The sequence below is a fragment of the Novosphingobium sp. genome, from assembly GCF_965214355.1.
Taxonomy (GTDB): Bacteria; Pseudomonadota; Alphaproteobacteria; order Sphingomonadales; family Sphingomonadaceae; genus Novosphingobium.
The window spans coordinates 2064531-2085408 of record NZ_CBDCBI010000002.1; the positions used below are offsets into that span (position 1 = coordinate 2064531).

The window sequence follows — 20878 nt, forward strand, 5'->3', positions numbered from 1 at the left end:
ACGACGCGAAGAGGGCGCACGCAGTAGGGTTTGCTCGGCAAGAATCTTTCGTCCGGCCGGACCATGCACAGCCGGGATGACGTTTGCAAGCCGTGGTCGTGCCGGATCAGACGTTTGTCGTCATTCGCCCGCGGGCGCGGTTATCGGCCCCAGATCCGGTAGCGGCCGATCCTTGTAGGCGCCGGACACTTTGGCCAGGTTCGCCCGGTGCGCATCGACATATGCCCACCACAGGCTGATGGTGCCGGCCTTGACCGCGTCGGCGATGTACGGCCCGATCGGCTGGGTCAGGTAATCGGGATCGTGCGCGTGTTCGACCATGCGGCGCAGATAGGCGCGGGTGGTGTCGATCAGGGCGAGGGGGTAGCCGCCCTTGGCAATGACATCGGGGTTGCCGTGGTTGGGATAGATGCGGTCAAAGCCCCATCCGCGCATGGCCAGCAGGTTGCGGTATTGGTCGGGAATGCTTGCGGGTTCCGAAATGAAGGTCACCGTGTCTTCCAGCGTGTCACCGGCCAGCAGCACGCGATCGCCAGGCAGATAGATCACCAACCCGTCGGCGGAATGGATCTGGACCGGACGCAATTCGACTGTGATGTCGCCGACGAAATAGGTCGTGTCGGCGGTGATCGTCAGGTTGGGGATCACCAGCGGGTCGATCGCCGGCGGGCCTTCGTCCCTGCCGCTTTCGATCGCGGCCTTGTGGGCGATCAGGGTCTGCCGGGTGCGGGCGGTCGCGATCCGGTCGCTGTCGGCATAGACGGCATTGCCGCCGACATGGTCGAGGTGCCAGTGGCTGTTGACCGTGACGAAATGGCGGATGCCCGCGCGCGTCAGATAATCGCGCACCCATTGCGCCTGTCGCACGCTGGGAAAGGTATCGTAGACCAGCGCGCGATCACCCTGGTGGATGACATAGGTCGCAACGCCGACGTTGTTGGCGCCGAAATCCGCCCAGTTGTGATCCGCCGGATCGACCTGCGCCTGTGGGGGGCGCCCGTCGTAGAAGCACCAAAGGTGATCGTTGATGGTGAAAACGCGCATGTTGATCGCGGCCGCGTGCGCCGCGGCGCCAGCGCATAGCAGGATCAGCAGAGCAGCGGTCCTGAGTGCCGGAATAATGTTCATGAAAACCCCAATGCTCGCATGCAACCCGAATGAGTTAATCGAACTTTCGTCATTATTTGGCCAATCCCGGGCTGCATGACCAAAAACCAGCAGGACACTGGCGCGGCCCCAGGCAATGCCTGCGCAACTCATCCGGTGCGAATGACGGTCAGGGATTGCCAAAAGCCGGACCCATGCGAGCAGGCGCACGAGCCTCGACAGGCGTTTTCGGCACTGGTGTGTTCGGAGATGGTGCCTGTGCCGGGCAAGCTTCTGCTTCGCTATCGTTCGGGTTGAATTTGAGCGTTACGCCATTCACCTGCAGATCATCGTGCGCCGGCCTGACCGATCGGGCGGCGCCTTTGCGCAGGGAGTCCATGATGCCTGAACAGTTTATGCGACCGATCGTACCGACGTTGCGCCATTGGCCATCGGTCCCGCGGCCGAATACCGGGATGAAGGGCGAAAACGCCACGTTCGCAGGCTTCGCTGATCTGCGCGTGAGTTTGCTGTTTTCAGCATCGTCCGAAGGTCCGCTGCTCCTGATTATCAGCAACGGAGACCCTTGTACCGCGCCCTTCCAGACAATGATGTCGCACGGGCTGCCATTACGCAAACAGTCGCTCGGGCCATACAATGCGCCATCGGCGATGTTCTTGGCAACGAAGTCTGCGGGTAGCGTTTCACCCTGAGGATAGACCGTAACATGCGACAGCGCCGGTTCCGTCGTGGCGGGATCGATGGTTTGCCGATAGCTTTTTTCGGCCGTCGCCTGCGCCTGGCGCGCGCGTGACGCGATGTCCGCATTGCGATCCGTGGTCATCACCGCAAGTGCATCGGTGCCATACCGACCGGCATCAAACCGCAGGAACTGATAGTCGAATTGCGATGAGGCAACGGCGCCCGATTTCAACCGCGCGACCTGGCTGTCGACCGCCAGCCGGCCCGGATCGGCCAGCGGCGAAAACAGAAGAACGAGTGTCGCCAGGATCGCCAGGCTGGCGATGACATTGATCTGCTCGAGCCGTTTGAGCCACGGCGTGCGCCCGACATTGGCCCAGGTGTACCCGACGCCATAGATCAACGCGATCAACCCGATCGCAAAGGATCGCACGCGCGCCGGAGTCCAGCCATGCTGCCCCACGCGCAGAATGATCGCGTAAGTGGCCAACAGCGTCAGGATCAGCATCATCGGCCCGGCAATCCGGCCTGCAACCCGGATCGGCAAGACGGGCAAATGCGCCGGATCGCCATCCTTGTAGGCGGCATTGACCAGCACGAGCGTCACCACAACCGCCCACAGCAGCATCGAAGCCGCAAAGCGCGTGCCCCACAACGGCGTCAGGCCGGTGAAGCCCAGCGCAACCAGAAACGCGCAGCCCAGTGCTACCACCAAAGGCAACAGCCATGACAGCAGCGTCAGGCCCAGATTGCGCATGCCGGTGACCAGCGCGGTGCGCACATCGGTGATCTGGACCGATGCCGCAAAAGCAATCGCCAGCGCGGGACAGCGGAACCAGTTGTGATCGATCATGCGGCCAAACCATTCGACGTGAATGAGATTGAACAAAGCGCTGCCAAGTTCCAGCACGCCCCACACCAGCAGCGTGAACACCAGCGAGATCACGAACTGGAACCCGCGCATCCAGCTGTCTTCGAAATGCGCGGCATATTCAGTAAACAGGCTGTGGCGGCGTGCGCGGTGTTCGATCAACTGGTTGACGATGAATGTGCCGAGGCCTGTGCAAAATATGAAACTGGCCGACGGCCAGATGCGCGGGGATGCACCGTTAAACGTATTATCGACCGGGTCGCTCCACATGTGATACCCGACCAGCGCAGCCAGCATTGTCGCCGCCGCCACGAGGTAGATCGCCAGGGGGCGGGCGCGCATCCGGCCGATTTCTGCGAGTGCCAACACCGGTATGAATGCGGCCAGCAGGCTCAGGCTGGCGAACCATATTGGATGCTGCTGTGACCACCACAATTGCGCCGCGGGCTTGCCCTGGATGTTCATGCGCCAGGTCGGGGCCGCCAGCTCAAGCAATAGCCAGGCCGCGATGCCTTGAGCAAACCCCACGGCGAGGCGGGTAATGCCTACCGTTGAAGCGCCATCGCTATCGCGGACATCGCCTTGATCGGCCATCAACAGTTCCCCGAATTTCAGGCGCGTCCTGCAATTCCCGTTACGCTATGGGGCCGCCCAACCCGTGTCAATGCGCGCGCCGTCGCTTGGCTAGGTGGCGTTGCGTATTCGCTGGGCCCACGCGGATTAACCATGCTCGCGTTAATCCCCACAGGTGCCCGATCGGTGATGCGGGCAGTATTCGGGGGTGCGTGGAATGGCGAAGTTTGATCGTGATGAACCGGTGATTTGGCTGCGCAAGGGCGGCGAGGCAGCGGGATCCCGGATCAAGTCCGTGGCGACGTTCGGGGCATGGGTTGCGCGTGAAGCCGCGCGGGTGGCGGCATGAGCGCGCCGATGCCTGCGGCGGCATTTGTGGCCGCTGCCGTCCAGCCAGATGGCGCCTGCGCGCCGCATGAGCTGGCGGGCCTGCTCGATCGCTATCCCGGTGTCACCATGCTCAGCCTCGATTGCTTCGACACGCTGTTGTGGCGCGACAGCCATGCGCCGACCGATGTGTTTGCCGCGCTGCCGGGTGTCCTGCCGTCGCAGCGCATGGCGGGCGAAAGCCGGGCGCGCCAGTTGGCAAAGGCGGCGCGGGGTGTGCTCGATGTGTCGCTCGACATGATTTACGGCGCGATCATGCCGCGTGCCGATACCCGCGCGCGAGGTCTTGCCATTGCCGCCGAGCTGGCTGCCGAGACGCGTCATTGTCATGCGTTTGCCCCGGTCGTGGCGCTGATGCGCGAGGCGCGGTGGCGCAAGATAAAAGTGATCATCGTGTCGGACACCTACTTCGATCAGCGGCAATTGCTGCAGCTGATCGGTGATGCGGCAGGCGCGGATGTCGCCGCGCTGATCGACCAGGTGTTCTGCTCGTCGAGTTTTGGCCGGCCCAAATCCGCAGGCCTGTACCAGGATGTGCTGGCGCGGGTGAAAGCGCGGCCGGACCAGATCCTGCATATCGGCGACAATCACAAGGCCGATGTCATCGGCGTGCGTCCGTTTGGCGTGCACACCGTGCATCTGGTGCAGTTCGAGCCCGACGTGGCCAAGCAATTGCGGATGGAAAGCACGATCGCGACGATGCTGTTCGGGGTCGGGCACGGCGTACTGACGCACCCGCAACCGCACCGCGCCGCGCTGGCGCTGGGGAGCCCGCAGGAAAGCAATCCTGCGCGCCGGCTGGGGCAGGGCGTGCTCGGGCCGTTGTTTTTCGGGTTTGACACCTGGTTGCGCCAGGAAGCGACCGTGCTGGCGAACGATGGCGGGCAAGTGCACTGGTTGTTCATGATGCGCGACGGGTTTCTGCCGATGCGCGTCCACCACGCGATCGGTGCGACCAACAGCGCGCATGATATCGAAATCAGCCGGCTGACCGCGACATTTGCCAGCATCACCGGCGATGCCGCGCTCATCCGGCTGCTGGCGGACCAGGCGCTGACGACGGCGCCGGCGCTGGGCCGGTTGCTGCGGCTCGACGATGCGACGGTCGAGCGGGTCTGCGGCACGCTGGCGCCGGTGCCCGCGCGCGCGGCGCTGGAGCAATGGTGCCTCGATCCGGCAAACCGCCGCCGGATCGTCGCCGATGCGCGCGCCCTGCGCGCACGCCTGATCGCGCATATTCGTCGCGCGGTCGATCCCGCGCCCGGCGATACGCTGATGCTGGTCGATCTGGGCTATAACGGGTCGGTGCAGAGCCTGATCGGGCCGGTGCTGGCCGCCGAATTGAAAGTCACTGTCGCGGGGCGCTATCTGTTGCTGCGCGAGACCGAAGTTTCGGGGCTCGACAAGCGCGGGCTGATCGACCAGCGGCATCTCGATCATGTCGCGCTCGATACGATGGTCGGCAATGTCGCGGTGCTGGAACAGCTGTCGACGACCGCGATCGGCTCGGTAATCGACTATGCCGATGATGGCACGCCGATCCGCGCGGCGAACAGTATCAAGCCGGGGCAGGGCGAAATCCGCGAACAGATCCAGGCAGGGTGTATCGATTTCCTGCGGCATCAGGGCGATGCGTCGATCCGCGCGGGTGTTGCGGACGATCATGACCGGCATTGGCGCGAGGCGTGTGCCGCGGCGATGACCCGGCTGATGTTCCTGCCGCTGCAATCCGAAATCGCCACGATCACCGCGTTCGAACACGATCTGAACCTGGGCTCCGACCAGACGGTCGCTCTGTTCGACAAGGCGGCTGCGCGGCGCGGGCTACGCCAGAAAGGATTGATCTATCAGAAGGGCACGCGGCGGATGTTTGTGCCGGCCGAACTGGCGGACGAAGGCATGCCGGTGCGGCTGGCCAATTTCGCGTCGATCCGGTTCGGATCGGAGATGACGTTCGGTGATGTCGGCGATGGCGGCGCGACGGTGCCGGTGGTGCTGGCCAAGCCCGAAGGCGAAGTGCAGGGGGTGTGTTCGGCGCGGCCGACGCACGACGGGTTTCATGCGGTGTGCATTCCGCTGGGACGTGAACGCTATCCGGTTGCGGTGCAGATCGGCGCGGCGGGGCATCATATCGAAGTCGAGACGATCATCGCGGTGCCGACGTGCGAATATCTGCATACCCGGCCCAACATGGCCTCGCGCGAAACGGCGGTGGCGCCGTTGCTCGACGGGATCGTCGAATATGCGCCGCGCTTGTGGCAGTGCCAGTCGGCCTATGCGTTTGCGCTGTTGCAGCCGCCGGCGATGAGCGATGTCGATGATCTGATGCTGGTGATGGTGTACCGGGTGCTGGGAGTTTGAGAGCGAGCGGGCGCCAAATCCTCCACCGGACGGGCTACGGCATTCACACACGTCGCGTGAGCGCCCAAAAAAGCAACCCCGCTCATCCTGAGCCTGTCGGCCGAAGGCCAGCGAAGCTAAGGACGCGCGCGACGCATGAATTTGCGCAGTTTTGTTCCCTGCTCGGCGGGCGTCAGCGCGTGTGCTTCGACAGGCTCAGCATGAGCGGATGTTGTTTGAAAACAGATGGTTAAAAGACTTGTGTGAACCCCGTAGCCGGGACGGGGAGGATTTACCGTCACTGTGCCTTGCGATGCTCCAGGATCAGGCCGTCCTGCTGCCCGCGCCAGAAGCCTTTCCACGTCGGATTGGTGCCGCCCTTGCTCATCGCGGCGTAATGCCCGCCGTCTTCGCCGGTCCAGCCGCCGGGGTCGGATGCGGGTGAGGGGACATCGAGATAGCTGCCTTTCGCGGTTTCACCCTTGACGTGGTCATCCAGGAACGCAGTGATGAAATGCGTTGCAATCGCGTTGATGCGCTCCTTGCGCCAGACCGCATCGGCAAACCAGCCCTGGTTCCAGATGCTGGTCAGCATTTCGGGCGGTGTCGGGTTGGTGCCGATGCTGTGCGCAGCGTTGACGAAGACCAGCATGTGGCGATCGGCGTGCGTCGCGCCGGCAAAGACCTGGGCTACGCCAGGGTCATAGCCGACCGTGCGGTCATGGCTGCCGACGATGACCAGCAAGGGCGCCGTCACGCCTTCGAGACCTGTGCCCCAGGCGTTCCACGGCGGGCCGCCGGCGGGCGAGATGGCCACGACCGCGCGCAGGCCCGGCACGACCAGTTTTGACGCAAGTTTGCCGGTATAATCCGCGACCAGCGAGGCCGGGTTTTTCATGACGGCGGCGCTTTTGGGATCGAGCCGGGCGCCTGCCACGGTCAGCACGCCGTATCCGCCCATCGAATACCCGACGAGCGCGATGCGCGACGGGTCGGTCAGTTTGCCCAGCCATCCGGCTTTCACCGCATTGATGCAATCGACGATATCGAGCGGGCGGGTCAGCAATGCGGCAGGGATCGTCGCCCGGTCCCAGATCGGTGGATCACGATGTTCGGGCGCGACCACGACATAGCCCTTGGTCGCCAGGTTTTCGGCCAGCCACGACAGCATGACCGGGTCGTTGTTATAGCCATGGCTGAGCACGATCAGCGGAAAATGCTCGCCTGCGGGCACCGCATCGGCATAGGCAATGCCGGGCACGGTAAACGCAGTCGTCAGCGGCACGGTGCCTTTTTCATTGGTCAGCGTGGCCGAATACGTAACCGGCGTTGCGCCCGGCTTGGCATGCGCGGGGTACCATACGCGCATCCGGATCACGCGATCGGCATGCACTTCGTGCCCGGCGACCAGCGAGGCCAGCGGGTCGAGCCGGTCGTGCACATCGAAGATCCGCATGGTCGTGCCGGCCGCATCGGGTCCGAGCGCCGCCAGTTCGGGCGCGTCGATCCCGGGTACGCTCGGTGGTTGGGCCATGGCCCCTCCGCCCGCGCAGACCGCACCGATCAGCGCGAGTGCGGCAACGCCAAGATGCTTCATGCCGCCACCCGCGCTTCCAGCTTGCGCTGCTGTTCGGCCAGTTCGGCAGGCAGATCGCCAAATTTTTCGAGATCGCGGCCATTGGCGGCGGCCTCTTCGCGCCAGGCGGCGGCATCGACCGTCATCAGTTCGGCAAAGGCTGCATCGCTGAGCGACAGCCCGGCCAGATCGAGATCGCCATCGAGCGGCACGCGCCCGATCACGCTGTCGCGCGCCTGTGCCTTGCCGTCGATACGGTCGACGATCCATTTGATCACGCGGATATTGTCGCCATAGCCGGGCCACAGGAATTTGCCCGCGGCGCTCTTGCGGAACCAGTTGACCAGGAACACGCGCGGCAGATTGACGCCGCCCTCGGGCGCGGTCTTGGCCAGGTTGATCCAGTGCGCGAAATAGCGGCCCATGTCATAGCCGCAGAACGGCAGCATCGCGAATGGATCGCGGCGCAGCGTGCCGATCCTGGTTTCCGCCGCTGCCGTCCCTTCGGATGCCAGGTTGGCGGCGAGATAGACGCCGTGGTCCCAATCGAACGCTTCGGTCACCAGCGGCACGTTGGTGGCGCGGCGGCCGCCGAACAGGATCGCGCTGATCGGCACGCCGGCAGGATCATCCCATTCTGGCGCGATCGACGGGCATTGGCCCGCAGGCACAGTAAAGCGCGCATTGGGGTGTGCGGCGAGCAGGCCGCTGGCCGGATCCCACGGCTGGCCGCGCCAATCGATCAGGCCTTCCGGCGGCGTATCGGTCATACCCTCCCACCAGACGTCGCCGTCGGCGGTAAGCGCGCAGTTCGTGAAAATCGTATCGTGCGTCAGCGTGTCGATCGCGTTGCGATTGGTATCAGGGCCGGTGCCGGGTGCAACACCGAAAAAGCCGGCTTCAGGATTGACCGCATACAACCGGCCATCGTCGCCAAGGCGCATCCACGCGATGTCATCGCCCACGGTTTCGACGACCCAGCCGGGCAGTGTCGATTGCAGCATCGCCATGTTGGTCTTGCCGCAGGCCGAGGGGAAGGCCGCGGCGATATAGCGTGCCTCGGCGGTGGGCGGCGTGACTTTTAGGATCAGCATATGTTCGGCCAGCCAGCCCTGGTCGCGCGCCATAACGCTGGCGATGCGCAGCGCCAGGCATTTCTTGCCGAGCAGCGCGTTGCCGCCATAGCCCGAACCGTACGACCAGATTTCGCGCGTTTCGGGATAGTGCACGATCCATTTGTCGTCGTTGCACGGCCACGACACGTCCGCTTCGCCCTGCGCGAGCGGTGCGCCGACCGAGTGGACACAAGGCACGAAGAACCCGTCTTCGCCCAGTTCCTGCAACGCCGCCGTGCCCATCCGCGCCATCGTGCGCATCGACAGCACGACATAGGCGCTGTCGGTAATTTCGACACCGATCACGCTGCCTTTGGACCCGAGCGGACCCATGCAGAACGGCACGACATACATCGTGCGCCCGGCCATCGCACCGGCAAACAGCCCCGCCATGGTGGCGCGGGTTTCGGCCGGATCGCGCCAGTTGTTGGTCGGGCCGGCATCGGCTTCGTGTTCGGAACAGATGAACGTGCGGCTTTCCACGCGGGCGACGTCGCGCGGATCGGACCGGGCGAGGAAGCTGCCGGGGCGCAGTTCGGGATTCAGCGGGATCAGCGTGCCGGCGGCGATCAGTTCGGCCGAAAGCCGGTCCCACTCTTCCTGCGATCCGTCACACCACACGACGGCGGCAGGTGTCGTCAGCGCGGCGATATCCGCGACCCAGGCGTTGAGCGCGCCATGGCGCGTGGGGCCGGCTGCAAAGCCTGCGGGCGTGGACAAGGTGGAAGCAATCTGATTCATCGTTCAGCCTCAACATACGTATGCACTCGCAGCAGAATCCTTGTGGGGGACACAGATTCCGGGAGCAATCAGACGCACGTTGCCGCGTCCTGAGGCCGGGCACAAGCCCCATGGCGCGCCCTTGCGGTCCTGATCGGCACAGGCGCGGCCGGCAGCGGTGCTGTTTCGCCACACATGTATCAGCAATACGACGCCAACAAGCCTGCGATATTGCGGATTTGTGAAAGCCCATTACACCACCGGGCAACACGAAATATCGCAGTGCCGCGAAAAACGCGGACTGCACTGCACAATGCCACTGGAGAGGCGCAACATGCGGGGGATCCATGCGTAAATCATTGAAATCGTCATTTGCCGCGTCAACGGCGCGCGCCGCTATCGTCGGCGCTTTCGCGCTTGCACTGCCGGGTATCGCGCGCGCCGATGCGCCTGCGCCTGCGCTCGACCCTGGCCCGGGCCCGGCACCTGTGGTCGGCGGCGGCGAAATTGTTGTAACCGCCACGCGCCGTAGCGAAAAAGCGCGCGATGTGCCGATTGCGGTCACGTCCATTTCGGGCGAGAAACTCGATGTGCTCAATTCGAGCGGCCTCGACATCCGTTTCCTGTCGTCGCGCACGCCCAGCCTGCAGATCGAAAGCTCGTTCGGCCGCACATTCCCGCGCTTCTACATCCGGGGTCTCGGCAATACCGATTTCGATCCCAATGCGGCCCAGCCGGTTTCGGTGGTCTATGATGATGTCGCGCTCGAAAGCCCGATGCTCAAAAGCTTTCCGGTGTTCGACCTGCAATCGGTCGAAGTGCTGCGCGGACCACAGGGTACGCTGTTTGGCCGCAATACGCCCGCTGGTGTGATCAAGCTCGATTCCGCCCGCCCCACCGACACGTTCGGCGGTTACGGCAGCATCGAATGGGGCTCGTACAACACGATCAATGGTGAGGCCGCGTTGAACGTGCCGCTGGGCGGCGGCTTTTCGTCGCGCTTTTCGGGCATTGTCCAGCACCGCGAAAACTGGGTGGCCAACACCAATTACGGCCAGCCCGGAAACGTCGCGCCCGCAGCGCTCGAAGGCTATACCGACATCGCCGGCCGCGCGCAGATTTCCTATGTCTCGCCCGACAGCAGCTTTCATGCGCTGGTGAACATCCATCTGCGCGGGCTGGAAGGCACGCCGCGCGTGTTCCGCGCCGGGCTGTTCCAGCAGGGCAGCAACCTGTTTTCGCCCGGGTTTACGCCGTCGCAGGCGAGCGTCGACGGCTTTACCAGCCAGTCGATGTCGCAATGGGGCACCAATCTCCATCTCGACAAGCATTTCGACGGGATCGGCACGCTGACCTCGATCAGCGCGTTCGAGCACGCGCGGGTGGAAAGCACCGGCGATATCGACGGCGGGTCGAACTACACCTATCCGCCGCTGGGCCTGAACAACGCGCTGTTTCCCGACAACACCGGCGGCGTGACCCGGCCCGACGAATACAGCCAGGAACTGCGGTTCGTGTCGGATGAATTCAGCGGCATTCGGGTGCAGGGCGGCGCTTATGCGTTCACCCAGAAGCTGACCTACAGCGAATTCGACTACATCACGCCGTACACGTTCCGGTCGCAGGACCTCGACCAGGATATCGAGCACAACGACCGCAACACCAATTTCGGCTTTTATGCGTCGGGCGAATACAAGACCGGCGCCTTGTCGCTGCGCGCGGGTGCCCGTTATTCACACGATTCCAAGCGCGATACGGTTTCGGGCTATTCGGGCGGGCTGAGCGCGAAATATGACACCGGCGCAAGGACGACCGCGCTCAATGGCAATGCCTATCGCACGCTGGCGCCGACGACCGCATCGGTCAAAGGCTCCGACACCACGTGGGATGCCAGCGCGACATATGCGGTGACCAGCAAGGTCAATCTGTATACCCGCGTGGCCACCGGTTATCTCGGCCCGGCAATCCAGGACCGCGTGACGTTCGGTTCGATCCAGAATGTCGCGGGCAAACAGACCACGCTTTCGGCCGAAGGCGGGATCAAGGGCACCGTGCTCGACGGCGCGGTCAATTTCGCGGTCGACGGATACTGGACACGCACGAAGAACATGACGCTGACCGCGGTCGGCGGAGTTGGCAATTCGGCGGCGCTGGTCACGGTGCCGCGCACGTATGGCAGCGGGGCCGAGGGCGAAATCGATATTCGGCCGTTGGCGGGGATGACGCTGTCGGCGAGCGGCAGCTACAACTTCACGGTCATGCGCGCGGGCGATGTGGCTATCCCGCCGTGCGGATCGGGCCAGTGCACGGTTACCGATCCGCTCGACAAATTCGGCAATGCCCTGATCGACGGCAATGCGTTGCCGCAGGCGCCGCGTTGGGTGGGCAATGTCAATTTCCACTATGACTGGCCATTGGCAAACGGCGGCAAGATGGGCTTCAACACCGATTGGGCCTATCGCAGTTCGATCAACTACTTCCTGTACACGGCCAAGGAATTCACCGGTCGTTCGTTGACCGAGGGCGGCATCAAGGTGAGCTATACGACGCCCACCGGCCTCGAATTTGCGCTGTTCGGGCGCAATATCCTCAACCAGATCCGCTCGATCAGCGCGATCGATTTCAACAACCTGACCGGCATGATCAACGACCCGCGCATCTGGGGCGGTTCGCTGCGCAAGAGGTTCTGACCCGCATTGCCTGTCTTGGCCCTTCCCCTGAGGGGAGGGGTTGGGGCAAGCCTGTGCAGTGTTCCTGCAAAAGTTGGCCGCCGCATTAACCGGTGTTTAGCGCATTTCGTTCATGGATACCTGCATCGTGTGAACGGGAGCGTTGGGTGGAAACGGGCATGAACGGGTATTCGAAAGTCACGGCACGGCCGCTGCGTGATGTGTCCGCTTTGTTCGGCCCTGCCCAGATGCGCCAGTTCCTGACCGGGACGATCGCGCGCTATCTCAGTTCCAGCATCGTCGCGCTGGGCGCCGACAGCGCCCTGTTCCTGATGCTGTTGCAATGCGGTGTTGCGCCGGCCATCGCGGCGGCAATCGGTTTTCTGTTTGGCACCATCGTGCACTGGCAGGTGTCGAGCCGGGTGATGTTTGCCGCGGGCGTGGCACCGGCGGGGCCGGAACGACGCATGCAGATGGCGCTGTTCCTGGGATCAGCCCTGGTCGGCCTGGTCCTGACCATCGGGATCGTCGGCCTTGGCGCCGCGCTGGCAATCGATCCGCGGCTGGCCAAGCTCGGCGCGGTCGCGGTCAGCTTTGTGACGTCATCGGGCCTGCGCCACGTGTTGATCTTTGGCAAACCGCAAGCCGCGTAATGACGGCGGCATCGCCTGAATCCGCACGCGGGCGCGAAACGCGCCTGTCGCTCGCGGCGCAGTTCGCTGCGCTGGCGTGCTATGCCGGGTGGGTCATCTGGGTGGGCAGCCATCACGAGGCCTGGTTCGACGAGATGCAGGCCTGGCTGCTGGCGCGCGACAATTCGTTCGGCACGCTGATCGGGTATTACGCCCGGTATGAGGGCACGCCGGGCTTGTGGCACGCGGTGCTGTGGGTTGCGACGCGGGTCGGCCTGCCGTTTTCGGATATCTGGATGCTGTCGGCGGTCTGCGCGTTCGGCGGCGCGGTGGTGGTGGTGCGTCATGCACCGTTTCCGCTGCCGCTGCGGCTGGGACTGCTGGCGACGTATTTCTTTGGCTATCAATACAGTGTCGTGGCGCGCGGGTATTGCTTCGATCTGTTGCTGGTGCCGATCGCGGCCACGCTGTTTGCCGATCGCGTGCGCCGGCCAATGGGGTATGCGCTGGTCGTCGGCGTGATCGCCAATATCAATGCGTTCAGCTTTCTGGCCGCCGGCTTGCTCGGGCTCGACCTGTTCGTGCGGCTGGCGCTGGCACGGCGGCTTAAACTGGTGCGGGGCCTGGGCGACTGGCGCGCCTGGGCTGCGCTGGCCATGGTCGGCGCGCTCGGGCTGTTTTCGCTGTGGACCGCGTGGCAGCCGGCGGACAACGGTTTCATGGCGCAAGTGTCGCGGATGAACCCGGTGGCGAGCGCGCTGGTGTTCGTCGCCAATGGGCTGTTCGATCGCGTGACGCCCTGGGCCAATACGCACCAGGGCGGGCTCGATGCGATCCTGGGCATGATACTGTCGTGGCTGTTGCTGGGCATGATGGCGCGGCTGGTGCTGGCGGGCCGGGATCGCGCGCTGATGCTGGTGATACCGGTGGCGCTGATCGTGTTTTCAGGCGCAGTGCTGGCCAGCAGCTGGCACGGCGGCGTGCTGTTCGTGTTCGTGCTGTTCGTTCTCTGGACGCAGTGGGGCAATCCGGTCACCCCGCAATTCCGCAAGGCGCTGCTCGCGCTGATCGCATTGCTCGAAGTCATGCAGGGTGTGCAGACGCTGCACAGCGGCCTGCCCGATGTGGCGGGCGACTATTCGGCCGGACGGCCGGCAGCGGCGGGCGTGATGGCCTGGCGCGCAGGCCATCCGGGCAAGGCGATCGTGGCCTTCGGCGGCCAGAGCTTCGAAACGCAGCCGTGGCTGCCGTACAATGTCTTTGCCAACTATCACGGCGGCGCGCCGCATCCGCAATTCGTTCGCTGGAACCGCGACGAGACCTGGCACGCGCTGCCCCATCCGCAGGAATGGGCCGACCTGATCGCGACACGCCCCGATGCCGTGCTCGCCGCGCATGTCTGGCTGCCCAAGGTGGTGCAAAGCGATCCGGCGGGCGCAGCTTGCCGTATGGGCTATGACCTGGTCCACGCCTATCCGGCAGCGATGATGTGGCGCGGGATCGCGGAGAACAACACGCTTTATCTACTGGAGCGCGCCGGTTCTGGGCCGTGTTACAAAGCTCCGGCAGCGTGACAAATTCGCCGCGAGTTTGAACGGCGGAAAGTGGAGGGAAGCGGACGTTAGCGATCCAGCGCTACGGACGCCAAACCGAAAGCGTGTAAGTCCCCCAAAATTCCCTGAACTTTGGCTTAGGTCCAAAATCCCCAGTCGGCGTAAAGCTTATATCCAAACGCATCCCGTCGCGCCACTTAGCCGAAAGACGAGTGATTTTCTTTCGATTGATGCCTGTGTACTGGTCAGAAAATATGAGCGCAGGTGAGACATCCTCGTTGCGTAGGCAATCGTAAATAAGCCAAGGAAATTTATCGATAAATTCGATTCCCACGGGCTCCGCTGCGGCAGTGCAAAAAGCACTTTGCGCACTGACATTCTTGGTTGCGCCGCAAGCAAAGGTCATTACCTTTTGCTTGAAAATGTTGATCCGCTGGGGACCAGCCCGCTCCGCCTCAGTTTTCAACCCATCAAGCGCCTGACAAAGAGTTGTCTCTGTCGCCAACACTGGCGACGAAATTAGGGCAAGCGTGGCAAGGAAGCAACGGGCAAACATTAATTGCAGCATCGCACGACGAGCCTATTCCTGCAAATGGAGGTTAGCTGCCGTAGCCGGATCGCGTCAGAAGCGCCGGTAACGAACCTTAAGGCCGGTATCTTTTGCCCATTGCGCGATGCACCCGATTGGCTTCTGCGGGCGATGTCGGTCGCTGCTTAAGGTTAGGCTGCTAAAATCTTCTGCTATCAGCACACCGTCGCCTGCAGGGCCGGAACCGTCTACATTGAATACGAACCCACAGTGTTTGTAAGCTCGCTGGAAATCGGCCCACCATACGGGATGGGCAGAGGCGGCGGAAAGAGCGGCGAATAACAGCAGCATCGCTCCACAATCGCTGAATTACGGAATGTCTGCAAGTGGGCGATTCCGGACGCTCAAGGTCCTTTCCTCTCGAAGTGGAATTTGTCCCCGACCCGGGCTCACCTCTTTTTTACGCGCCCGTCATCGATTGCACTGGCGCAATGCCCGCGCGATCCCCACACAGGGGCGATGTTGAAAACACCCGATACGCCCGGCGGCGATAGCATCGTTGCGATCACCGGCCTGCAAAAAACCTACAAAGGCGGCTTCACAGCACTCAAATCGGTCGATCTGACGATCCGCCGGGGCGAAATCTTTGCGCTGCTCGGCCCCAATGGCGCGGGCAAAACCACGCTGATCGGGATTGTGTGCGGGCTGATCCGCGCGACCGGCGGCACCGTCATCGCCGATGGCCACGATATCGCCACCGATTATCGCGCGGCGCGGGCCAAGATCGGGCTGGTGCCGCAGGAACTGGCGACCGACATGTTTGAAACCGTGTGGTCCACGGTCAATTTCAGCCGGGGCCTGTTCGGCAAGCCTGCCGATCCGGCGCATCTCGAACGCGTGCTGCGCGATCTGTCGTTGTGGGACAAGCGCGACAGCAAGATTGCGGCGCTGTCGGGCGGGATGAAGCGCCGTGTGCTGATCGCCAAGGCGCTGTCGCACGAGCCGTCGATCCTGTTTCTCGACGAGCCGACTGCCGGTGTCGATGTCGAACTGCGCCGCGACATGTGGCTGATGGTGCGCAAGTTGCGCGAAAGCGGCGTCACTATCATCCTGACCACGCATTATATCGAAGAGGCCGAGGAAATGGCTGACCGCATCGGCGTGATCAACCGCGGGGAAATCATCCTGATCGATGAAAAGACCGCGCTGATGGAAAAGCTGGGGCGGACGCGGGTGATTGTCGGGCTGGCCGATCGGCTTGCGGCGATTCCGGCCGGACTGGCCGACGAGCATCTGATATTGTCCGACGACGGCATGACGCTCACGCTGACATCGACCGGCGACAACCAGGGTACGCGCGCGGCGGCGGACTTCGTCAAGCGGCTGACCGCGGCCGGCATCGAATTCACGACGATCGAAACCGGGCGCTCGACGCTCGAAGATATCTTTATCGATCTGGTGGAGGACCGGGCATGAATATTTATGCAATCCGGGCGATCTATCTGTTCGAACTGGGCCGGTCGCTGCGCACGCTGTTCCAGAGCCTGGCATCGCCGGTGATTTCGACATCGCTGTATTTCGTCGTGTTCGGGTCGGCGATCGGGTCGCGGATGCATGCGATCGACGGGGTCAGCTATGGCGCGTTCATCGTGCCCGGGCTGATCATGCTGGCGGTGCTGACCGAAAGTACCGCCAACGCCTCGTTCGGGATATATATGCCGCGCTTTACCGGCACGGTGTATGAATTGCTGTCGGCGCCGGTTTCGGCGATCGAAGCGGTGATCGGCTATGTCGGCGCGGCAGCGACCAAGTCTGTCGTGCTGGGGCTGGTCATCGCGCTGACCGCGCGGCTGTTTGTGCCGTATGGCATCATCCATCCGTTCTGGGCGCTGGCGTTTCTCGTGCTGACGTCGGTCAGTTTCAGCCTGTTCGGGTTTATCCTGGGGTTATGGGCCGATGGCTTTGAAAAGCTGCAGGTCGTGCCGATGATGATCATCACGCCGCTGACGTTTCTGGGCGGGACGTTCTATTCGATCACGATGCTGCCAAAGGCGTGGCAGACGGTGTCGCTGTTCAATCCGATCGTCTATCTGGTCAACGGGTTTCGCTGGGCATTTTATGACCAGGCGGACGTCAGCCTGGTGTTCAGCGTGGGCATGATCGTCGGTTTCATGGCAGTGTGTCTTGGCATAATTGCGTGGATATTCAAGACCGGCTGGCGATTGCGCACCTGATCGGTTGCGCGACACCTTGGTGCAATTGCATCCGTATCGTCGACTGGAACGTTACTGTTGCATGGAGCCGGCTAACGTGCCGGACCTATGCAGGAGAAAATGTCCCATGCGCAAGTTTCACACGATCGCAGCGATTGCCGCGCTGGCTGTCGCCCAGTTGTCCGTCCCCGCATTTGCCGACCAGATGGTGGGCGGGGCAAACATGTCCGCGAAAATGAACATCGTTCAGAACGCGAGCAAATCCGCCGACCACACCACGCTGGTCGCCGCGGTCAAGGCTGCCGGCCTCGTCGATACGCTGAGCGGCATGGGTCCGTTCACGGTGTTCGCGCCGACCAACGAAGCCTTTGCCAAGCTGCCCGCCGGCACTGTCGACACGCTGCTGTTGCCTGAAAACAAGGCCAAGCTGGCCTCGATCCTGACGTATCATGTGGTGGCCGGCAAGATGACGGCCAAGGCGATCATGATGGCGATCAAGGCCGGCAACGGCACCGCGACGTTGACCACGGTGCAGGGCGAACCGCTGATGGCATCGCTGAAGAATGGTCATGTGATCCTGACAGATGCCAAGGGCGGCATGTCGATGGTGACGATCGCCGACGTCATGCAGTCGAACGGCGTGGTTCACGTCGTCGATACAGTGCTGATGCCGTAACAGTCTGAATTCCTCCCGCGAACGGGTGGAGTATGAAAAAAGGCCCGGCTGCGCAGGCAGTCGGGCCTTTTTGGGTCAGAAGTGGTGCGCTACGCCGGCCAGGACCTGAGCAGTGCCGCCGTGCGGCGCGATGCTCAACCAGGTTGGCGGGATCAATCCTCGATGCGGGTCGCGTCGTACTCGGCCGCCGAAATCCTTTTCCATGGATGGCCATGGCGTTTGCCGATCGTCACCCCGCAAAACCGGCACGTGCCGACATAATGCACGCCGCCGGCGCGTCGCACTTTGTTGCGGTTTGGTTCGTGGTTGCCAAGCATGCATGAAAACCGCGTCCGCAGACGCGCGATGAAACCGGTGTCGCGCTTGTCTGTGCGCGTCAGATGTTTTCCCGAACTCATGTTTGATGAATAGGCAGACTTTTGCTTGTGGGGAAGGGCGCGTTGTCCATTCCTGCGCAAAATTAATCAGGTGGGACTAGAAACCGACAGGATTGCAAACATTTGGCGGGTCGGTTCCAAAAATCGCGCAAGGCGCTTTACGCGCTGCGGTCAAAACGTGCAGCACCTGTTGTAGTTCATCGCGTGTAGAGAACGGTTCATCGTGCTGGGGTCAATTGCAGCGACGAAGTGATTGAATCCCTGTTGAATCTTGCGCGGCGATATGATTCGGTACTTTCAATGCGGCGCAAAAAGCAATCCATGCGGCTTCCCCGGGAAAGCCTGACCCAGACACTGGCGCTGATCGTGCTGCTCGTGCTTGGTGCGCTGGCGCTGGCGGGACCAAGCGGCGTACTGGCCTGGACCGAAAATGCGCATGCGCTCGATCACGACCAGCGTGAGATCGCCCGGCTGACCGCGCTGCGCGACCGGCTGCAAAATCGGGTGGCGCTGCTCGATCCGCGCCATGCCGATCCCGACCTGGTCGGCGAACTGTTGCGCCGCGACCTCAATGTCGCGCATCCCGACGAAGTGATCCTGCCGCGCAAATAACTTCGATAGCGATCATCGCGTGATCCGTATCGGGATCATGCATATCATCTCGCCTCACTCTTGGGTCATTGCGATACCGCAACCGAGTCCCTAACTCCCCCACAGCAAGCGGAGCCGGCGATATGCGATCTGCTTTTTGGGGGGAAGGGTCGAATACCGTCATGACTATCGTTACGCATGATTACGACGACGATGAAGCGCTGCTGGGCAAGCTGCCCGTGCCCGACGAAATTCAGGAAGCGATCCGCACGCTGATCCGCTGGTCTGGCGACGATCCTACGCGCGAAGGCCTGGTCGACACGCCCAAGCGGGTCGCGCGCGCCTGGAAGGAATATTGCCGGGGCTATGGCGAAAATCCGGCCATCCATCTGCGACGGCAATTCGAGGAAGTCGGCGGCTATCACGAGCTGGTGCTGTTGAAAAACATCCCGTTCCAATCGCATTGCGAACACCACATGGCGCCGATCACGGGCAAGGCCTCGATCGCCTATCTTCCGCGCGACAAGGTCGTCGGCATTTCAAAGCTGGCGCGCGTGCTGCATGGCTATGCCAGCCGGTTGCAGATCCAGGAGCGGTTGACCAGTGAAGTCGCGCAATGCATCTGGGACCATCTGAAACCCCACGGCGTCGCCGTGGTGATCGAGGCGCAGCATGGCTGCATGACCGGGCGCGGCGTGCGCACGGCGGGCGTTGGCATGGTGACCAGCCGGCTGATCGGACAATTCCTTGACGACAACCGCAGCCGCAAGGAAGTTCTGAGCCTGATGGGGTATTGATTCGACACGCGGTTATGGGGGGATACGCATGCGCAGGGTTCTGATTGGTGCGGCGCTGTCACTGGCGCCAGTGGTGGCACACGGGCAAGGCGCAGACGTACCCGCCGCGATCTGGCGCGATCCGCCGGCCGATGCGGCGCATCCGGCCAGGCTGGTCGTCCTGCATATCCCTTCCGGTGGGGTTGCGATCAACGCGGTGGCCTATCTTGCCTCTGGCGCGGGGCCGCATCCCACAGTGATCCTTTGCCACGGGTTGCCCGGGAACGAGAAAAATCTCGACGTGGCGCAGGCGTTTCGCCGAAAGGGGTGGAACGCGATCACGTTCAACTATCGCGGATCATGGGGCAGCCCGGGCGCATTTCATTTTGCGCAGAACCCGCAGGACCTGCACGCGGTGCTGGACTACGTGCGCATGCCGGTCCAGATCAAGGCGCTTGGAATCGATGCCGCAAAGCTGGCTGTTGTCGGCCACAGCATGGGCGGCTGGGTAACGGCGATGGACGGCGGCACCGAGCCCGGCGTTGTTGCACTGGCTATCGTCTCGGCGGCGAATATGGGTGACGTCGGCAAGATGTCGCATGCCGAACTGGTGCCGTTCATGCACGAAAACGACGAGACCTTGACGTCCAGCGACAGCGAGCTGGCTGGCGAACTGGGAATGCACGCTGCCGACTTCAATTTCGAAACGAAAGCGCCGTCGCTGGTGCATGTGCCGCTATTGGCCCTGACCGCCGATGATGGCCTGGCACCGATGAGTGATGCGCTGGTGGCCGCCGTGCGCAAGGCGGGCGGGACGCATGCGGAGGTCGCGCATGTCGCGACCGATCACAGCTGGTCCGACAGGCGGATCGATCTTGAAACGAGGTTGATCCGCTTTCTCCAGCCCTATCTGGGCTAACCGGCGTGTCATCGCGCTCCAAAGCCCCTTCCCTGGTGGGAAGGGGCATGGAGTTGTAAAATCAGAGGTGTTCGAGCACGTATTCGGCCGAGCTGACCTTGAAGTCGCCCGGTGCTTCGACGTGGAGCTGCTCGACCACACCATCGTTGATCACGGCGGCAAACCGCTGGCCACGCAGGCCCAGGCCAAAGCCCGTGCCGTCCATCGTCAGGCCCAGCGCCTTGGCCAGATCGCCATTGCCGTCTGCCAGCATGGTGATGTCGGGCGAACCGTTGGCCGCACCCCAGGCTTTCATCACGAACGGATCGTTGACTGCGGTGCAGGCGATCTCGTCGATGCCATGCGCCTTCAGTTCGGCAGCCTTTTCGACAAAGCCGGGCAGGTGCTTGGCCGAACAGGTCGGCGTGAACGCGCCGGGGACCGAAAACAGCACGACTTTCTTGCCGGCGAAATAATCGGTGGTCTGCACCGCTTCGGGGCCCTGTTCGGTGGCTTTGACCACTTTGATGTCGGGCACTTTGTCTCCAACTGCGATCGTCATGCGCTCGTTCCTTTGGTTGTCGGTCAGGCGCC

General features: G+C 62.9%; 18 protein-coding genes. 11 read left to right on the plus strand and 7 right to left on the minus strand.

Going from position 1 to position 20878, the window contains the following annotated elements:
• Positions 1 to 120: 120 nt before the first annotated feature.
• Both ACOOE2_RS09810 and ACOOE2_RS09815 read right to left on the minus strand, forming a co-directional pair.
• Complete coding sequence (locus ACOOE2_RS09810) at positions 121 to 1128, minus strand: MBL fold metallo-hydrolase (RefSeq protein WP_420382829.1); 1008 nt, start codon at positions 1126 to 1128, stop codon at positions 121 to 123.
• Positions 1129 to 1276: 148 nt separating this feature from the next.
• Positions 1277 to 3253, minus strand: coding sequence for a hypothetical protein (locus ACOOE2_RS09815; protein WP_420382830.1), 1977 nt, complete (start codon positions 3251 to 3253; stop codon positions 1277 to 1279).
• Between the two features lie 196 nt (positions 3254 to 3449).
• On the opposite strand from ACOOE2_RS09815, the gene ACOOE2_RS09820 reads away from it, so the two are divergent.
• Positions 3450 to 3581 (plus strand): hypothetical protein, encoded by a 132-nt coding sequence (locus ACOOE2_RS09820; protein WP_420382831.1) that lies wholly within the window; start codon positions 3450 to 3452, stop codon positions 3579 to 3581.
• Positions 3578 to 5980, plus strand: a complete 2403-nt coding sequence (locus ACOOE2_RS09825) for an HAD family hydrolase (protein WP_420382832.1) — start codon at positions 3578 to 3580, stop codon at positions 5978 to 5980. Before ACOOE2_RS09820 ends, ACOOE2_RS09825 begins: the two co-directional genes overlap by 4 nt.
• Before the next feature lie 277 nt (positions 5981 to 6257).
• Here ACOOE2_RS09825 and ACOOE2_RS09830 read toward each other — a convergent pair whose 3' ends face one another.
• Both ACOOE2_RS09830 and ACOOE2_RS09835 read right to left on the minus strand, forming a co-directional pair.
• The gene (locus tag ACOOE2_RS09830) at positions 6258 to 7556 is read right to left on the minus strand and encodes an alpha/beta hydrolase family protein (protein WP_420382833.1); all 1299 of its coding nucleotides are present in this window, start codon (positions 7554 to 7556) and stop codon (positions 6258 to 6260) included.
• Positions 7553 to 9391: a phosphoenolpyruvate carboxykinase (GTP) gene (locus ACOOE2_RS09835; RefSeq protein WP_420382834.1), complete on the minus strand. Its 1839-nt coding sequence runs from the start codon at positions 9389 to 9391 to the stop codon at positions 7553 to 7555. Before ACOOE2_RS09835 ends, ACOOE2_RS09830 begins: the two co-directional genes overlap by 4 nt.
• A gap of 326 nt (positions 9392 to 9717) precedes the next feature.
• Between ACOOE2_RS09835 and ACOOE2_RS09840 the strand changes: the two genes are divergently transcribed.
• The 3 genes from ACOOE2_RS09840 (at position 9718) to ACOOE2_RS09850 (ending at position 14245) form a co-directional block, all read left to right on the plus strand.
• Entirely contained in the window at positions 9718 to 12060 is a 2343-nt protein-coding gene (locus tag ACOOE2_RS09840) for a TonB-dependent receptor (RefSeq protein WP_420382835.1), read from the plus strand.
• A gap of 158 nt (positions 12061 to 12218) precedes the next feature.
• The gene (locus ACOOE2_RS09845) at positions 12219 to 12692 is read left to right on the plus strand and encodes a GtrA family protein (protein ID WP_420382836.1); all 474 of its coding nucleotides are present in this window, start codon (positions 12219 to 12221) and stop codon (positions 12690 to 12692) included.
• A complete protein-coding gene (locus ACOOE2_RS09850) occupies positions 12692 to 14245 on the plus strand; it encodes a hypothetical protein (RefSeq protein WP_420382837.1) in 1554 nt (517 codons plus the stop codon). Before ACOOE2_RS09845 ends, ACOOE2_RS09850 begins: the two co-directional genes overlap by 1 nt.
• Before the next feature lie 61 nt (positions 14246 to 14306).
• Here the strand turns inward: ACOOE2_RS09850 and ACOOE2_RS09855 are convergent, their stop codons facing one another.
• A complete protein-coding gene (locus ACOOE2_RS09855; RefSeq protein ID WP_420382838.1) occupies positions 14307 to 14792 on the minus strand; it encodes a hypothetical protein in 486 nt (161 codons plus the stop codon).
• A gap of 480 nt (positions 14793 to 15272) precedes the next feature.
• On the opposite strand from ACOOE2_RS09855, the gene ACOOE2_RS09860 reads away from it, so the two are divergent.
• The 3 genes from ACOOE2_RS09860 (at position 15273) to ACOOE2_RS09870 (ending at position 17642) form a co-directional block, all read left to right on the plus strand.
• Complete coding sequence (locus tag ACOOE2_RS09860) at positions 15273 to 16229, plus strand: ABC transporter ATP-binding protein (RefSeq protein ID WP_420382839.1); 957 nt, start codon at positions 15273 to 15275, stop codon at positions 16227 to 16229.
• A complete protein-coding gene (locus tag ACOOE2_RS09865; protein ID WP_420382840.1) occupies positions 16226 to 16987 on the plus strand; it encodes an ABC transporter permease in 762 nt (253 codons plus the stop codon). Before ACOOE2_RS09860 ends, ACOOE2_RS09865 begins: the two co-directional genes overlap by 4 nt.
• 106 nt (positions 16988 to 17093) lie before the next feature.
• Positions 17094 to 17642 (plus strand): fasciclin domain-containing protein, encoded by a 549-nt coding sequence (locus tag ACOOE2_RS09870; protein ID WP_420382841.1) that lies wholly within the window; start codon positions 17094 to 17096, stop codon positions 17640 to 17642.
• 152 nt (positions 17643 to 17794) lie between these two features.
• Here the strand turns inward: ACOOE2_RS09870 and ACOOE2_RS09875 are convergent, their stop codons facing one another.
• Positions 17795 to 18040: a hypothetical protein gene (locus ACOOE2_RS09875; protein WP_420382842.1), complete on the minus strand. Its 246-nt coding sequence runs from the start codon at positions 18038 to 18040 to the stop codon at positions 17795 to 17797.
• Positions 18041 to 18340: 300 nt separating this feature from the next.
• Between ACOOE2_RS09875 and ACOOE2_RS09880 the strand changes: the two genes are divergently transcribed.
• From ACOOE2_RS09880 to ACOOE2_RS09890, 3 genes are all read left to right on the plus strand, one after another.
• On the plus strand, positions 18341 to 18631 hold the full coding sequence (locus tag ACOOE2_RS09880) for an FtsB family cell division protein (protein ID WP_420382843.1): 291 nt from the start codon (positions 18341 to 18343) through the stop codon (positions 18629 to 18631).
• Positions 18632 to 18792: 161 nt separating this feature from the next.
• Entirely contained in the window at positions 18793 to 19407 is a 615-nt protein-coding gene (gene folE, locus ACOOE2_RS09885; protein WP_420382844.1) for a GTP cyclohydrolase I FolE, read from the plus strand.
• A 28-nt stretch (positions 19408 to 19435) separates the two neighbouring features.
• On the plus strand, positions 19436 to 20305 hold the full coding sequence (locus ACOOE2_RS09890) for an alpha/beta hydrolase family protein (RefSeq protein ID WP_420382845.1): 870 nt from the start codon (positions 19436 to 19438) through the stop codon (positions 20303 to 20305).
• 61 nt (positions 20306 to 20366) lie between these two features.
• Here ACOOE2_RS09890 and ACOOE2_RS09895 read toward each other — a convergent pair whose 3' ends face one another.
• Positions 20367 to 20846, minus strand: a complete 480-nt coding sequence (locus ACOOE2_RS09895; RefSeq protein ID WP_420382846.1) for a peroxiredoxin — start codon at positions 20844 to 20846, stop codon at positions 20367 to 20369.
• Between the last annotated feature and the right edge of the window lie 32 nt (positions 20847 to 20878).